12 protein-coding genes are annotated in these 15,395 nt (G+C 68.8%); 2 read left to right on the top strand and 10 right to left on the bottom strand.

What is annotated here, in order from left to right; translation table 11 throughout:
- Positions 1-55 precede the first annotated feature (55 nt).
- The 10 genes from VLF18_RS03295 to VLF18_RS03250 form a co-directional block, all read right to left on the bottom strand.
- Positions 56-730: a hypothetical protein gene (locus VLF18_RS03295; RefSeq protein ID WP_325278193.1), complete on the bottom strand. Its 675-nt coding sequence runs from the start codon at positions 728-730 to the stop codon at positions 56-58.
- Between the two features lie 180 nt (positions 731-910).
- Positions 911-1,759, bottom strand: a complete 849-nt coding sequence (locus VLF18_RS03290; protein WP_325278192.1) for a hypothetical protein — start codon at positions 1,757-1,759, stop codon at positions 911-913.
- Between the two features lie 97 nt (positions 1,760-1,856).
- Entirely contained in the window at positions 1,857-3,095 is a 1,239-nt protein-coding gene (locus VLF18_RS03285; protein WP_325278191.1) for a M56 family metallopeptidase, read from the bottom strand.
- Positions 3,088-3,453, bottom strand: coding sequence for a BlaI/MecI/CopY family transcriptional regulator (locus tag VLF18_RS03280; RefSeq protein WP_325278190.1), 366 nt, complete (start codon positions 3,451-3,453; stop codon positions 3,088-3,090). The genes VLF18_RS03285 and VLF18_RS03280 overlap by 8 nt, the downstream gene beginning before the upstream one ends.
- A gap of 125 nt (positions 3,454-3,578) precedes the next feature.
- Positions 3,579-4,355 carry a ferredoxin--NADP reductase gene (locus VLF18_RS03275; protein WP_325278189.1) on the bottom strand — a complete coding sequence of 259 codons (777 nt, stop codon included), beginning with the start codon at positions 4,353-4,355 and terminating at the stop codon, positions 3,579-3,581.
- Position 4,356: 1 nt separating this feature from the next.
- On the bottom strand, positions 4,357-6,354 hold the full coding sequence (gene tkt, locus VLF18_RS03270) for a transketolase (protein ID WP_325278188.1): 1,998 nt from the start codon (positions 6,352-6,354) through the stop codon (positions 4,357-4,359).
- A gap of 175 nt (positions 6,355-6,529) precedes the next feature.
- A complete protein-coding gene (locus tag VLF18_RS03265) occupies positions 6,530-7,390 on the bottom strand; it encodes a hypothetical protein (RefSeq protein ID WP_325278187.1) in 861 nt (286 codons plus the stop codon).
- A gap of 283 nt (positions 7,391-7,673) precedes the next feature.
- Positions 7,674-10,514 carry a serine/threonine-protein kinase gene (locus VLF18_RS03260; RefSeq protein WP_325278186.1) on the bottom strand — a complete coding sequence of 947 codons (2,841 nt, stop codon included), beginning with the start codon at positions 10,512-10,514 and terminating at the stop codon, positions 7,674-7,676.
- A 5-nt stretch (positions 10,515-10,519) separates the two neighbouring features.
- Positions 10,520-11,077 carry an ECF-type sigma factor gene (locus tag VLF18_RS03255; protein ID WP_325278185.1) on the bottom strand — a complete coding sequence of 186 codons (558 nt, stop codon included), beginning with the start codon at positions 11,075-11,077 and terminating at the stop codon, positions 10,520-10,522.
- Positions 11,078-11,363: 286 nt separating this feature from the next.
- Entirely contained in the window at positions 11,364-12,674 is a 1,311-nt protein-coding gene (locus VLF18_RS03250; protein ID WP_325278184.1) for a dicarboxylate/amino acid:cation symporter, read from the bottom strand.
- Positions 12,675-13,244: 570 nt separating this feature from the next.
- Between VLF18_RS03250 and VLF18_RS03245 the strand changes: the two genes are divergently transcribed.
- Together VLF18_RS03245 and VLF18_RS03240 are read left to right on the top strand one after the other, a co-directional pair.
- On the top strand, positions 13,245-14,666 hold the full coding sequence (locus VLF18_RS03245; protein WP_325278183.1) for a UbiA family prenyltransferase: 1,422 nt from the start codon (positions 13,245-13,247) through the stop codon (positions 14,664-14,666).
- A 1-nt stretch (position 14,667) separates the two neighbouring features.
- Positions 14,668-15,395: FAD-binding oxidoreductase (locus VLF18_RS03240; RefSeq protein WP_325278182.1), on the top strand; the 728-nt coding region annotated here is incomplete at its 3' end.

Genomic DNA, 15,395 nt, shown 5'->3' with positions numbered 1-15,395 from the left:
GATATCTTGCGCGAGCGGTAAACGACCGCCGTCCGGAATCGGACGGCGCGCCGGATCAATCCACCGAGAAGCGCTGCAGGCCGACCGGTACCAGATTGCAGCCCGTGCCGGTGATGGTCAGGTCGAACGTACCGGTCGCCGCGTTGAAACCGTCGACGATGACGAAATACTGCGTGTTGGCCGTGGCTGCGAAGGTCATGGTCTCGGTGATGTTGCCGCCGCCGTCGTCGTCCATCGTGATGCACTGCGCATCGGCCAGCGACGGCAGCTGCGTGCACGCCGCACCCGGCGCCTGCAGCACGTACATGGCGAGATCCCAGCTCGTTCCGGTCGGATCGCCCGACACGGTCACCGAACAGTCGGCATCGGTCGTCACGCCGAACGCGACGTCGAGCGAGGCACCAGTACCGCCGAACAGTGTCTGGCCAGTACCGCAGACCGTGGCGATGTCGTAGTTGTTCGTCGCGCCGACGGTCGTCGAGGACACCGTGAACGGATTGACCGGCGTCGGGTCCGGCGCCACGCAGAGATCGCCCTGCACCGGCCCCTTCGTATGCCCCCAGGCAGCGCTCAGCGTTGCGTATTCCGCGGCCAGATCCTTGTCCATTTGCACGCGTTCGGCGGCCGAAGCGGAGGGGTAGCGCAGCTTGTAGGAGGACGTGGTGCTCTGGGCGATCGCGGCAGCGGGCAGCATGACCGCCGCGGCAACGGCAAGGATTTTTACGAGCATGAGGGGATCTCCGACTGGTAATGGGGCAGGACGAAGAGCGGCAGAACGACGGGAGAGAAGCACCGCGACTTCCGTCATCGCGTGCAAATCGCACCATTACGACGTAGTGGAAAAGCCTGCCTCTCCCCAGAGGCACCGTCAAAACTGCTTGAACGTTACCGGCCAGTCAAGAGCGTACGGTTAAGGCAGAGCCCCATCCTGCCGATATTCGAAGTAGAACCACCAGCCGGCCTCGCCGTTCCAGTTGTCGAGTCCGCCAGCGACGTCGGCCTGGCAGCTCCCGGCGCCGCCGGGCAGCAGCGACGCCAGCGTGCGCGGCGTCCCGTCGACGGGCACGGTGATCGTCGCGGCATCGCTGGCACGGAGGAAGCCGCGCAGCAGACCGCCGCCGGTCGACGCGCCCACGGTCGGCACCGGTGCCGCGAGCTTCGTGTCGAACAGCGGGATGTCGACGGTGCCCGTGCTCAGCACGAAGTCGCCGAGCGTCGTCGCGTAGCACTGGCCGGCCGGCTGCGGGATCGCGATGCCGCCGGCCCAGGTGCTCGTCGTGCCGGCGATCGGCGCGGCGCAGTAGTCGCCGCTGCCGAGCGAGAACGTCTGGTAGTAGCGCGGAGCCTGGCCGGTCGCGGCCGGCACGCACTGCAGCGGCGTCGCGACACTGCAGTCGCCCTCGCGCAGGCTCACGCGGGATCGCCTGCCGTCGGTGCGGAACGGCGCGAACACGAGCAGCGGGCTCGTGTCGTAGCGGCCGTTGGCATCCGCGTCGGCGCCGAGGCTCGCCGCGATCTGCGCATTGAGCCCGACGCTCGCGGTGTCGGTCGCATCGCCGCAGAACGAGATCGGACCGACGTTGATCGGCACGAACACGTGCGGATCGCGCAATTGCAGCTGGCCGAGGCGAAACAGCGCCTGCGGCGACTGCTCGAAATCGTCGTAGAACGTCGCATCGACGGACACTTCGGCCGCTTTCGACGGAATCGCGGCGGCTAACGCCGCGACGGCGAACAGAAAGGACAAGACGTGGCGCATGACGGCTCCGGTTCGGCGGAATTCCCGGAGCCTAAGCGAAACGCGGCATGCGCGCGCATCACCGGACGCGGCGCGACGGTTCGCCGCGCCGCGAACCTCATCGCACGATGCCGGATTCCGGCGGTGTCGGCGTGTCCCGGCGCTGCAGGCGGACGTCGACGCCGAGCGCGGGAATGCCGGGCAGATCGTCAACGACGAATTCACCGCCCTGCCCGTCGGGCAGCAGCAGTTCCGGCGTCGCAACGAGCCGCTCGCCGAGGCTGACGCGCGCACCCAGACGGATAGCCGCAGCCGACGCCGGCGTCGCGACGAACTCGATGCGCCACTGGCGCCCTTCCGCATTGGTGGTCACGACGAACGGCCGGCCGAACGGATTGATCATTCGCGCGCCCCGCGCCGCGCCGGCGCTGCGCAGCGTGATCGCCGCGTCGACGAAACCGGCGGGGGACCGCGCGACCGGCTGCGCCGCAGACGCGACGACCGCGGTTGCGGCGGCGAGTACGCCGGCCAGCAGATATCCCCGGCGACGTACAGAAAGGTTTCTTTGTACATTATGCAACATCTGGATTCTCTCCTTGAGGGAATGGTTGCCGCGCCAGGCCCAGCCGGACGCGCCGATTTCTTCCGTGGAAACGGCATCGTCGAGCTGGGCTTTCAACATTGCGCCGGCGTAACGCCGTCGCGCTTCCGGAAAACGGCGCATCACGCGCGCGTCGCAGGCGAGTTCCTGGTCGAACCGGAAGCGCGCCGCGGCGAAATGCAACAGGGGGTTGAACCAGAACACGCAGCGCAGCAGCGCCGCGAAAGCGTTCGCGGCGAGATCGCCGCGCCGCCAATGCGCAATCTCGTGCGCGACGATTAGGCGCCGTTCGAGCGCGTCATAGCGACTGCGAAACTGCGGCGGCAGCACAATCGCGGGCTTGCGCAGACCGGCGATGCACGGACCGGCCGCACCTTCGTAGACATTTCCCTGGCGCCGCCGACCCAGCGCACCGCGAAAGCGGACCTGCCGGCGCCATTGGAGAGCAAGGCCGACCGCGATGCCGGCAAGCCACAGCGCGATCGGCGGCCCCGCCGGCCAGCCTGCCACCGTTCCCGCAGCCGTCTGCAGCTGCGTGGCCGCAGACGGCGCGAGCCTCAGCGCGACGACTTGGACGGTCTCGCCACCGGCCGGCACCAGGGCAGCGAGCGCCGCGACCGGCGGCAACGACCAAAGCGCATAGGCCGCCTCGGCGCCCGCGTAACGACGTAGCGCCGGCCGCACGAGCCCTACGACGAACACGGCGACCGACAGCGCGACCGTGACGCCGGCCAGGCATCCGAGTGCGTCACTCATCGGGCAGCTCCGCGATTAGGCGCCTGAGTTCCGCGACGTCCTTCTTGCTGAGCTTGCGCCGCGCCGAGAAATGCGCGACGAGCGGAGCGACGCGCCCGCCGAACAAGCGGTCGAGCAGATCCTTGCTCTGCGCGTGCACATAAGCATCGCGCTGCAGAACCGGGCTGTAGAGATAACGCCGTCCGTCCCTGACCGCAGCGACCGCGCCCTTGTTGAGCAGGCGGTTCAGCAGCGTCTTGACGGTGGCTTCCTGCCACTGCCGCGCGTCGCCGAGCGCCGCGACGATTTCTTCGGCGGCCAGCGGATGCGCATTCCAAAGCACCTGCATGACCGCGCTTTCGGCTTCACTGATGGACATATTCGATTACGCGCGTAAACGACTACATCATTTACGCATGTAATCGATAATCGTGCAAGCAGGCAAAGAGTCGTACGCGGCCGGATAGACGAGCGGACACTGCCGCTCGTCTATCCGGCGGCGGTTCATTTCTCCACGAACGCCCGCTCGATCACATAGTCGCCCGGCGTACCGATGCGCGGCGACACGACGAAGCCGCGGCCGTCGAGCAGTTGCGACAGCGACGCGAGCATGGCGGGGCTGCCGCAGATCATCGCGCGGTCGTTGGCCGGATCGAGCGGCGGCAGGCCGATGTCGGCGCAGAGCCTGCCGCTGTCGAGCAGCGCGTCGAGGCGACCCTGGTAGCGGAACGGTTCGCGCGTGACGGTCGGGTAGTAGATCAGCTTCTCGCGGACCATCTCGCCGAGGTATTCGTGCTGCGGCAATTCGTGCTCGATGTAGTCGCGGTACGCCAGGTCGTCGACATGACGCACGCCGTGCGTGAGCACGACCTTGTCGAAGCGCTCGTAGGTTTCCGGATCGCGGATCAGCGACAGGAACGGGGCCAGGCCCGTTCCCGTCGACAGCAGGTACAGATGCCTCGCGGGCTTGAGGTCATGCAGCAGCAGCGTGCCGGTCGGCTTGCGGCTGACCAGGATCGCGTCGCCCTGCTTCAGGTGCTGCAGGCGTGAGGTCAGCGGACCGTTCGGCACCTTGATGCTGAAGAACTCCAGGTGCTCCTCGTAATTCGCGCTCGCGACGCTGTAGGCGCGCACGAGCGGACGGCCGTCGACCATGAGGCCGATCATCAGGAACTGGCCGTTCTCGAATCGCAGCCCGGCGTCGCGCGTGCAGGTGAAGCTGAACAGGTGCTCGTTCCAGTGCCGGACATCCAGCACGTGTTCCGTTTCGAATGCCGCCATTTCAGATGCGTGCCTTCACCGCGTCGACGATGCGCTCGACCGTGAAGCCGAAATGCGCGAACAGCTTGTCCGCCGGCGCCGACGCGCCGAACGAGGCGATGCCGACGACGTCGCCGTCGAGACCGACGTATTTGCGCCAGAAATCCGGATGCGCGGCTTCGATCGCGACGCGCGCGCGGCACCACGACGGCAGCACCGCTTCGCGATATTCGACCGGCTGCGCATCGAATTCCTCGGTGCACGGCATCGACACGACGCGCACGCGCACGCCTTGCTGTTCGAGCGTGCGCATCGTGTCCATGGCGAGACCGACTTCCGAGCCGGTCGCGATCAGGATGGCCTGGAACTTCGCGTCGTTCGGATCGCTGAGCACGTAGCCGCCGCGCGCGATGTCGGCGAGCTGCTCGTTCGTGCGCAGCTGGTGCTGCAGGTTCTGGCGCGAAAACACGAGGCAGGACGGGCCGGCCTTGCGCTCGATCGCCGATTTCCACGACACGGCCGATTCGACCGCGTCGCAGGGACGCCAGACGCGGTTGTTCGGGATGTAGCGCAGGCTCGCCAGATGCTCGATCGGCTGATGGGTCGGACCGTCTTCGCCGAGGCCGATGGAATCGTGCGTGTAGACGTGGATCGCGTGCGCCGGAATCAGCGCCGACATGCGCACGGCGTTGCGCGCGTAGTCGGAGAACACGAGGAAGGTCGCATCGTACGGAATGAAGCCGCCGTGCAGCGCCATGCCGTTGGCGATCGCGGTCATGCCGAATTCGCGCACGCCGAAGTAGACGTAGTTCGCCGATGCGTCGCCGGAATTGACGTCTTTGGAACCTTTCCACAAAGTCAGATTGGAATGGGCGAGGTCGGCCGAGCCGCCGATGAGCTCGGGCAGCTTAGGACCGTAGGCGTCCAGCGCCATCTGCGAGGCCTTGCGCGAGGCAACGACCGGACCATCGGCCTGCAGCTTCGCGATGTAGGCATCGGCATGCGCGGCCCAGTCGGCCGGCAGGTCGCCGTTGACGCGGCGCTCGAACTCGGCCGCGAGATCCGGATGCACGTTGCGATAGCGGTCGAACAGCGCGTTCCAGCGCGTTTCGCGTTCCGCGCCCCGCGCTTCGGCGTTCCAGGCGTCGTAGACGTGGTCGGGCACGACGAACGGCGCATGGCTCCAGCCGAGCTTCTCGCGCGCGAGTCCGATTTCGTCCTTGCCCAGCGGCGCGCCGTGCGCGCCTTCGGTATTCTGCTTGTTCGGCGCGCCGTAGCCGATGATGGTCTTGCAGCAGATCAGGGTCGGCTTGTCGGCATCCGCGCCTGCAGAGACGATCGCGGCCTTGATCGCTTCGGCGTTGTGGCCGTCGACGTCGCGGATGACTTCCCAGCCGTAGGATTCGAAGCGCCTGGCCGTGTCGTCGGTGAACCAGCCGCCGACCTTGCCGTCGATCGAGATGTTGTTGTCGTCGTACAGCGCGACCAGCTTGCCGAGCTTCAGCGTGCCGGCCAGCGAGCAGGCTTCGTGCGAGATGCCTTCCATGAGGCAGCCGTCGCCGAGGAAGACGTAGGTGTAGTGGTCGACGACCGGGAAGTCGGCGCGATTGAAGCGTGCGGCCAGCACTTTCTCGGCGAGTGCCATGCCGACGGCGTTGGCGAGCCCCTGGCCCAGCGGGCCGGTCGTCGTTTCGACGCCCGGCGTTTCGTGGCGTTCCGGATGGCCGGCCGTGCGCGAGTGGAGCTGGCGGAAGTTCTTCAGTTCGTCGATCGGCAGGTCGTAGCCGGTCAGGTGCAGCAGCGAATACAGCAGCATCGAGCCGTGGCCGTTCGACAGCACGAAGCGGTCGCGGTTGAACCATTGCGGGTTCTTCGGGTTGTGGCTCAGGAAGTCGTTCCAGAGCACCTCGGCGATGTCGGCCATGCCCATGGGCATGCCCGGATGACCGGATTTGGCGGCTTCGACCGCATCCATGGACAGCGCACGGATGGCGTTGGCGAGTTCTTGACGGCTGGACATTGGGCAGACCCGGCGGAAGGAAAACGGCGGCGGCAGCCGGCTACGGGCCAGGGCGGGCCGGGGGCTGCCGCAAAGGGCCGGTATTGTCGCCGAAGCGCCGCGGAATGTCGCCGGTGCCGCGGGCGCCGCGACGTCCTGCCGCGTCATGCCGTGCGGTTATTCCGCGCGCCGCCATTCAGGCCGCGGCTTCGTCGCTGCCCTTCTTCGGTACGGCGCTCAGCCGCGGCGGCGTGCGGGCCGGCGGGCGCTGCGGCGCGACGCGCGCCAGCAGGTCGGCGATGCCGCTGGCCGGCAGCGCGGCGAAGACGCGTGCGAGCGGCCGCGTGTCGGCCAGCATCAGGCAGACGATGCGCGGCGACTCGAGCAGCTTCTGGGCGCCGAAGCCCAGCGACATCGCATGCAGCGCACTGCCGCGCGGCGCCCACCAGAGCGCGCGCGTCGCGCCCTGCTGCAGGCCGAGTTCGATCAGCGGCTTCAGCAGCAGCTTCAGCGGCGCGAAGCCGCGGCGGTAGCGCGGCGCGAGACCGATCCCGTTGAGCGCGAGCACGAAGCCGTTGCCGGCCAGCGCCGAGGCGCGGCGTTCCAGCTCGGCCCAGTCGGCGCTGGACAGATGCCCGAGCGCCTGCACCTGCTGGAAATGCTGCACGGCTTCGGCGACGAGGCCGCTGCGTGCCCAGGCATAGCCGACCGGGCTGCCGTCGGGCGCGCCGAGCAGCGCCATCGCGCAGTTGCCGTGCAGCTCGCGCGCGAGCCGGCGCGAGAACGCGGCCGGCGCATCGCAGCCGAGCAGCGGCGATTCGCGCATGAGCTGCGCGTGGAGTTCGCAGAAATCGTCGACGTAGCCGAGATGGTCGAGCGCGTGCACGCTGTCGTAGAGCGCGACGCCGTGGCTCGCTTCGTGGCTGTGTGCCTTGCGCAGCCGCCAGGCCTGCCAGCGCCAGAACCATCGGATACGCCAGCCCGGCAGCGCCTTTCCGGGACTCGCGGGAGCCGGGGAAGCGGAGGCGACGGACAAACCGACCGGACTGGCTGCCATGACGGGTCTCCCCTGTGAGACGTCATTAACGAGCGGAATCGGGGGAGACCGACTATCACGCCGTCGAGGCCGCGGAACAAGTAAAAATCCATGGCGGCGGCAGGCGCTTCGGGCCGCCGCGGAACGCCTGCGCGCCGGACGACCAGCGTCCTGTCCCGAAAATACGTTGAAAAATGCCGGTGTCTTTCGTCGCGAGACCAGGCGCGCCGAGGCGCCACAGCGGCGCTACGGCGACGCGGTGCAACGACGTGTCGCGGCGAAAGATACCGGGATTGTTCGGCAGTTATTTCGGAACAGGACGCTGGAGCACCTTGCGCAGCGCCTTGAGCCGGCGCTGCTCGTCGGACGCCGCGGCGAAGTTCTGCTCGACCGGCGCGGCGTTCGCGTCGAGCAGCATTTTGGCTTCCGCGGCCGCGCCGATCGCGCGCAGGGCGTCGGCAAGCTCCAGTGCCGAGGCTGCGGTCAACGCATGACCGTCGCCGTAGAACTCGACGAACAGCGCGTGCCCGGCGCGGAATGCGGCGATCGCCGCATCGGTGCGCTGACGCGCGAGCGCGAGCTGCGCGCGCTCGCGTTCGCGCTGCGCCTGCAACGCCTTGTCCGGCAGCACGCCGGGCTTGTCGAGCTCGGCCAGTTCGGCCTCGGCCGCGTCGAGCTTTCCTTCGCGGCGCAGGAATTCCACATGCAGCACGCGGCTGCGGCCGAGTTCCGGATGCGTCGCGCTGAGCGTCGCGCGGCGTCCGGCCAGCGCGTGCTCGAGCAGCGGCCGCGCTTCCTCCAGCCGTCCGCGGTGCACGAGCAGCCGCGCGAGGTTGTGTTCGCCGCGCAGCACGGCCGCGTCGTCCTGCGCGAAAATTTTGCGCCGCAGCGCCAGCGACTCGCGCAGCAGCGGTTCCGCCGCGGCAGCGTCGCCGGTTTCCTCGAGCGCGACGCCGAGATTGTTCAGCGCCTGCACGAGATTCGCCGGCATCTGGTCGGGATCCGCGCGGCGCAGGCGCAGCGCTTCGCGGAACGCTTCCAGTGCCTCGCCGTAGCGGCCAGCGTCCTGCAGCACCCAGCCGAGGTCCGTATAGCTCGCGGCGACCGCGTCGCCCTTGTCGCCGGTCATGCGCCGCTTCAGCGTGAGCGCGCGCTTCTGCATCACGATCGCCTCGTCGTAGCGCTTCTTCATCGCCAGCGCGCGCGAGTACGAATTCAGCGAATGCAGCACCGACGGATGCTCGTCGGTACCGTAGAGCTGGCGCTTGCCGGCCAGCACCTGCTCGTGCATCACGATCGATTCGTCGAGCCGGCCTTCGTCGGAATAGACGCCGGCTAGATTGTGCATGACGGCCAGCGTGTTGCCGCCGCGGCGCAGGCGCACTTCGAGCGCGCGCTTGAGATAGTCCTCGGCCTCTGCACCCCGCCCGCCGACCGCGCGGATCGCAAGACCCAGCGTATTCCACGAATCCGCCAATTCCACTTCGTCGGGCGGCGTCGCGGCCTCACGCAGCACGAGCGCCTCGCGCGCCGTCTTCTCGGCTTCGACGCGCTGTCCGTTGTTCGACTGCATCACCGCGAGATCGGCGAGCATGCGCGCGCGCTCGGCATCGTACGCGGCCCCCGCATAGCGCCAGTGCACGATGCTGTCGCGATACAGCTCCATCGCGCGCTTGGGTTCGCCGGCCTGGTCCCAGGTGCGCGCGAGCACGCCGAGCAGGCGCGCCTTGACGATCGGGCGGTCGGCCAGGCTGTCGGCGAGCTTGCGTGTGCCCTCTTCCAGCATGTCGCGCGCGCGCACGTCGCGCCGGTTCAGATTTTTCTCGGGATTCGCGAATTCGAAGATCGAGATCAGGAACGCGCTGACCTCCTTCGCGGTTTCGGCCTGGCTCAGCGCCTGGCGTTCCGCGGCGAGCGCGCGGTCGCGCTGGCCGCGCGCCTCGACTTCGGCCGCGAGCGCGCGGTCGCGCTCGTTGACGAGGCGCCAGCTGAAGCCGATCGCCATCAGGCCGACGACGGCGCCGGCGACGAACAGCGGCCAGCGCCGGCGGATCAGCCGGCCGAGCCGGTAGCCCGGCGTCGGCGCCCGCGCGTCGATCGGTTTCTGGTCGAGGTGCCGTTCGATGTCGGCCGCGAGCGCGTCGGCCGAGGCATAGCGCAGGCCCGGATTCTGCGCGGTCGCGCGCCGGATGATCGCGTCGATGTCACCGCGCAGTTCGCGACGCCAGGGGCACTGGTCGCCGGCAATTTCGCTCGCGCGCCGAAGACCCTGCGAAAGCTGCGTGACGGTGCGGTCGTCGGCGTCGACGCGCGCCTTGCGGCCGCTGACGAGCTCGAACAGGATCAGGCCCAGCGAATACACGTCGCTCGCGACGCTGACCGGCGCGCCGGCCATCTGCTCCGGGCTCGCATAGCCCGGCGTGTAGTACGCGTCCGGCCTGCGTTCTATCGTCCGGTCGAGCGCGCGCGCGATGCCGAAGTCCAGCAGCACCGGCGAGCCGTCGGCGCGCACGAGCACGTTCGAGGGCTTGAGGTCGCAGTGCACGACGAGACGCTGGTGCGCGAACGCGACCGCGCGGCAGACGTTGCGGAACAGCCGCAGCCGCGACTTCAGCGGCAGGCGGCGCTCGGCGCACCAGCGGTCGATCGCGATGCCCTCGACGAATTCCATGACGATGTAGGGCTGGCCGCCCGGCGTCGCGCCGCCGTCGATCAGGCGCGCGATGTGCGGATGCTGCAGGCCGGCGAGAATCTGCCGCTCGGCGGTGAGCAGCGCGAGCGTGTCCTCGGTCGGGATCCCGCGCAGCAGCTTGATCGCGGCCTGCTGCTCGAAATGGCCGTCGGCGCGCTCGGCGCGATAGACCGCGCCCATGCCGCCGCTCGCGAGCTTCTCGGCGAGCTTCCACGGACCGATGCGATCGCCGACGTCGAGTTCGGTCTCGGGCAGCTGCGCGAGCAGTGCGGCGACGGGCGTCACGGCGCGATGCAGGCCGCGCGTCTCGGCCGCGACCAGCGCCTCGACCTCGGCGACGACGTCGGCGTCCGCGCCGCTGCCGCGCAGGTGCGCGCGGCGCGCGTCGGGCGCGAGATCGCAGACCTCCTCGAACAACCGGCGCATCTGTGCGAAGCGCGACCCGGTCGGCACGGGCGTCAGCTCAGGACGCGATTGAGCCAGGCCCGCGCAAAGCGCAGGTCGCGATCCACGGTCGGCACGGAAATGCCGACGACGGCCGCGATCTCCTCGCGTTCCATGCCGGCGAAATAGCTCATCTCGACGATGCGCGCGACGCGCTGGTCCTCGACATGGAGCCGGGTCAGCGCCTGATCGAGCGCGATCAGGTCGAGCTCGATGCGCTGGCCCTCGGAGGCCTCCGCATGACTCAGCGTCACCACGACGATGTCGCCGCCGCGCTTGGCCGAGAGCCGGGAGCGCGCCTGATCGACGAGCACCGAGCGCATGTGCATGGCCGCGAGCGCAAGGAAGTGGGCGCGGTTCTGCCAGTCGGTCTCGGCACCGAGCAGGCGGACGAGCGCCTCGTGCACGAGCGCGGTCGGCTCCAGCGTCTGCTGTGCGCCTTCGCGCCGCAGACGGACCGACGCCATCTCCCGCAAGGTGTCATAGAGCCGCGGCATCAGCCGCTCCAGCGCGAGACGATCGCCGCCGCGCCAGGCCTGCAGCAGTTGGGTTACTTCACCGACGTCGGACATGAGGAAACCGGAGGCTGGACGGCCGGATTGTGCCCGAAGGTCAAAGGTTGTGTCGCGGGGTACGGCTGAGGCCGTCTATCGACGAACGCCGGCGGGGTCCGCCGCTGCTCGGCGTACAGCCGGATCCGTCGTGCAGCCGCCCGGCGTCGCGTCTCCGGAGGCGCGGCGCGACCGGGTGACGGCCGGCAGGTCGGCGATGCCACCGCCCATCGCTGCGTCGGCAGCGGCCATTCCGGCGCAGGCGACCAGAGCCGCCGACAGCTGCCGGGAGATCATGGCGTCTTCGTCACTCGTCCCTGGACTGCGCCGGCTCCCCGCGCGCGACCACCACGGCCGCCGCCAGATCGCCGGTCACATTCAGCGTCGTGCGCGACATGTCGAGCAGGTGATTGACGCCGAGGATCAGGCCGATGCCTTCGGGCGGCACGTTCACCATCGCGAGGATCATCATGATCACCGGGATCGAGCCCGCCGGGACGCCGGCCGTACCGACGCCGCCGAGGATGCAGACGCCGAGCACGACGAGCTGCTGGGTCAGCGTCAGGTCGACCCCGAAGAACTGCGCGAGGAACAGCACGGTCACGCCTTCGAACAGCGCGGTGCCGTTCTGGTTCGCCGTCGCGCCGACGGTCAGCACGAAGCGCGCGATGCGCGGCGGCAGCTTGAGGTTTTCCTCGGCGACCTTGAGCGAGGTCGGCAGCGTCGCCGACGAGGACGCGGTCGAGAACGCGGTCAGCATCGCTTCGTCGATGCTGCGGAAGAAGCGCCACGGACTCATGCCGCCGAAGAACTTCACGACCGCCGAATAGACGACGAACTGATGGATCGCGAGCGCGAGCAGCACGACGCCGACGTACTTGCCGAGCAGGAACAGCACCTGCCAGCCGAGTTTCGCGGTCAGCGTGAACAGCAGGCAGGCGACCGCATAGGGCGCGAGCCGGATGACGCGGTCGATCAGCGTCATCGAGATGTCGTAGATGCCCTGGATGAATTCCTTGACGCGCGCGACGCCCGGCGTGGGCGTCAGCACCATCGCGATGCCGAACATCAGCGCGAAAAACATGATGCCGATCATGTCGCCGCCGGACGCGGCGCGCACGATGTTGTCCGGCACGATCTGCACGAGCATGTCGATGCCCGACGGCGGCGCGGCCTGCGCGGTCAGGCTCTTGGCCTTGGCCGCGCTCTCTTCGAGCAGCGTCGCGCGCGCCGCGTCGCCGATGCCCGCGCCGGGCTGCAGCAGGTTCACGAGCACGAGGCCGATCACGACCGCGATGCCGGAGACGAACACGGTGTAGAGCAGCGTCTTCCAGCCGACGCGGCCGAGCTGCCGCAGGTCGCCCATTTCGGCGACGCCGAGTACGAGTGCCGAGAACAGCAGCGGAATCACGAGCATCAGCAGCAGGCGCAGGAAGATCTGGCCGACCGGCTGTGTGACGTAGGTGACGGCGTTCGCGAGCCAGACGCTGTCGCTGCCGGCGAAGCGGTAGCAGAGCACGCCGGCAAGAACGCCGACGACAAAGCCGATCAGGATGCGGGCGTGCAGCGGCAGGCCGCGCGGGCCGGGTCCGGCGTTCGTATCGGAGGCGTGGCTCATGCGGGTCTGCGGCGGGTAGGCGAAGGCAGCGACCCTACCGGAGAACCGCGCGCCGGGGCAATTGCGGGCGCCGGAAAAGACCGAGCCCGATGCGACAGGGGGGACGCATCGGGCTCGCGCGGTCATCCTGGACCAGAGCACCCTGCCCTTCCTACAACTCCATGACATCCGATACGCCGGAGCGCACGAAACGCCGCGGCCGGCGCGAAGCCCGAAAACCTGCGCGGCAACTGCGCCGAAAATCGGCGCCGAGGCTAAGCGCGCCGCGGTACGCAAACTGCCCACCGGTTCGCAGTTCCGTTGCGTTGGGCAGTTTCCGCAGGCCGGAAACATGGATTTCGCGGACCAACGGTCATACGGTCGCGTCGGCTAGCGGCCTGAATCCAGGACGCGGCCCGTGGCCGCACCCCCCAATGAGAGCGGGACATGACTGCGCGCCCGGAGAACGTCGAACGCTTTCGACATTCCCGATGCGACCCCAGCCGTAGTGCGGCCCGTGTAAGCTAGGGCGCTTCGTCGCGCCCGCCCGCAGGCTGCGATAACAAAAAATCTACGATTGGGTTTGTACGGATGTCCGCTCAACCGATACCGCTGTGCGTCGACCTCGACGGCACGCTGATCCGCTCCGATCTGCTGTTCGAATCCGCGCTGAGCCTGCTGCGGCGCAATCCGCTTTACGTTTTCGCGTTCGTGCTCTGGCTCGCGCGCGGACGCGCCCACCTCAAGCGCGAGATCGCGCGCCGCGCCGAAGTCGATCCGGCGACGCTGCCCTATGACGAACGCGTCGTGGAATGGCTGCGCGAACAGCAGGGCCAGCGTCCGCGCGTGCTCTGCACCGCATCCGACGCCGCGCTAGCACAGGGCGTCGCCGCACATCTGGGCCTGTTCGACGACGTCATGGCCAGCGACGGCGAACGCAACCTCGCCGGCCGCCACAAGGGCGAAGCGCTGCGCGAACGCTACGGCGACAAGGGCTTCGACTACGCCGGCAACGAATTCCGCGATCTCCACATCTGGAAACATGCACGACGCGCCGTCGTCGTGAACGGCGGCGAACGGCTGGCCCGCGCCGCCGGCGGCTGCTGCGACGTCGAGCGCGTGTTCGAGGCGCGCCGCGGCGGCCTGCGCACCTGGATCAAGGCGCTTCGCCTGCACCAGTGGCTCAAGAACCTGCTCGTGTTCCTGCCGCTGTTCACCTCGCACCGCGTGCTGGAAACCGCGACGACGGTCAACTGCATCCTCGCCTTTCTCGCGTTCGGCCTCTGCGCGTCGGGCGTCTATCTGCTCAACGACCTGTTCGACCTCGACGCCGACCGGCGCCATCCGCGCAAGCGCCTGCGCCCGTTCGCGGCCGGCACGCTGCCGCTGTCCGCGGGCCTCGTCTGCGCGCCGGTGTTCGCGGTCGCCGGTCTCGCGCTGGCCGCCTGGCTGTCGCTCGCATTCGCCGGCGTGCTCGCGTGCTACTACGTGCTGACGCTCGCCTATTCGCTGCGCCTCAAGCGCATCGTCATGCTCGACGTGATCGTGCTCGCGGCCCTGTATACCGTGCGCATCATCGGCGGCGCGGTCGTCATCGGCGGCGGCCTGTCGTTCTGGCTGCTCGCGTTCTCGATGTTCCTGTTCCTCAGCCTCGCGATGCTCAAGCGCTATACCGAACTGCGCAGCCTGCTCGGCAGCGGCAAATCGGAAGCCAGCGGCCGCGGCTACGCGGTCGACGACATCGCGCTGATCCAGTCGCTCGGCGGCGCGAGCGGCTACATGAGCGTGCTCGTGCTCGCGCTCTACATCAACAGCACGGCCAGCGAGGCGCTGTATCGCAACCAGCAGGTGCTTTGGCTGCTGTGTCCGCTGCTGCTGTACTGGATCAGCCGCGTCTGGCTGATCGCGCACCGCGGCCAGATGCACGATGACCCGGTCGTTTTCGCGTTGGTCGACCGCGTGAGCCGCGTGATCCTCGCGCTCTGCGCGATCGTCGTCGCCGGAGCGATCTGAGATGCGCGGCGAATCCCGCTCCGGCGAGTCATGGGGCCGCTACCCGCGACCGCACGACCAGCGCCTGCTCGCACTGCGCGACCGCGACGCGCCGCTGCCGGCGTTCGACGGCACCGCGCTGCCCCGCGGCAACGGCCGCAGCTACGGCGATTCGTGCCTCAACGACGGCGGCACGCTGCTGTGCGCGCGCGGCCTCGACCGCTTCATCGCCTTCGACGCGGCCACCGGCGTGCTGCGCTGCGAAGCCGGCACGCTGCTCGCGGAAATCCTCGATCTCGTCGTCGCCCAGGGCTGGTTCCTGCCGGTCACGCCGGGCACGAAATTCGTCACCGTCGGCGGCGCGATCGCCAACGACGTGCACGGCAAGAACCATCACGTCGCCGGCTGCTTCAGCGAACACGTGCGCGGCTTCGAACTGCTGCGCAGCGACGGCAGCCGGCGCTGGTGCAGTCCTTCGGAAAATGCCGACTGGTTCGCCGCGACCGTCGCCGGCCTGGGCCTGACCGGCCTGATCACGCAGGCCGAGCTGCAGCTGCGCCGCGTGCGCAGTCCGTGGCTGTCGGCCGAAACGCATCGCTTCGGCTCGCTGTCCGAGTTCTTCGCGCTGTCGGCAGCGTCCGAACGCGACTATGAATACACCGTCGCCTGGATCGACTGCGCCGCGCGGGAACGCACGCTCGGACGCGGCCATTTCATCCGCGCGAACCACGCGCCGGCCGCCGACGGTCC

The sequence above is a fragment of the Tahibacter sp. genome, assembly GCF_035481375.1.
GTDB lineage: Bacteria > Pseudomonadota > Gammaproteobacteria > Xanthomonadales > Rhodanobacteraceae > Tahibacter.
The sequence above is the reverse complement of the archived record's forward strand: the minus strand, read 5'-3'. Positions and strand labels throughout refer to the sequence as shown.

What these genes read in the sequence shown, in the direction of transcription:
- VLF18_RS03295 (WP_325278193.1), bottom strand. Translation starts at nt 730, where the DNA reads ATGCTCGTAAAAATCCTTGCCGTTGCCGCGGCGGTCATGCTGCCCGCT.
- VLF18_RS03290 (WP_325278192.1), bottom strand. Translation starts at nt 1,759, where the DNA reads ATGCGCCACGTCTTGTCCTTTCTGTTCGCCGTCGCGGCGTTAGCCGCC.
- VLF18_RS03285 (WP_325278191.1), bottom strand. Translation starts at nt 3,095, where the DNA reads ATGAGTGACGCACTCGGATGCCTGGCCGGCGTCACGGTCGCGCTGTCG.
- VLF18_RS03280 (WP_325278190.1), bottom strand. Translation starts at nt 3,453, where the DNA reads ATGTCCATCAGTGAAGCCGAAAGCGCGGTCATGCAGGTGCTTTGGAAT.
- VLF18_RS03275 (WP_325278189.1), bottom strand. Translation starts at nt 4,355, where the DNA reads ATGGCGGCATTCGAAACGGAACACGTGCTGGATGTCCGGCACTGGAAC.
- tkt (WP_325278188.1), bottom strand. Translation starts at nt 6,354, where the DNA reads ATGTCCAGCCGTCAAGAACTCGCCAACGCCATCCGTGCGCTGTCCATG.
- VLF18_RS03265 (WP_325278187.1), bottom strand. Translation starts at nt 7,390, where the DNA reads ATGGCAGCCAGTCCGGTCGGTTTGTCCGTCGCCTCCGCTTCCCCGGCT.
- VLF18_RS03255 (WP_325278185.1), bottom strand. Translation starts at nt 11,077, where the DNA reads ATGTCCGACGTCGGTGAAGTAACCCAACTGCTGCAGGCCTGGCGCGGC.
- VLF18_RS03250 (WP_325278184.1), bottom strand. Translation starts at nt 12,674, where the DNA reads ATGAGCCACGCCTCCGATACGAACGCCGGACCCGGCCCGCGCGGCCTG.
- VLF18_RS03245 (WP_325278183.1), top strand. Translation starts at nt 13,245, where the DNA reads ATGTCCGCTCAACCGATACCGCTGTGCGTCGACCTCGACGGCACGCTG.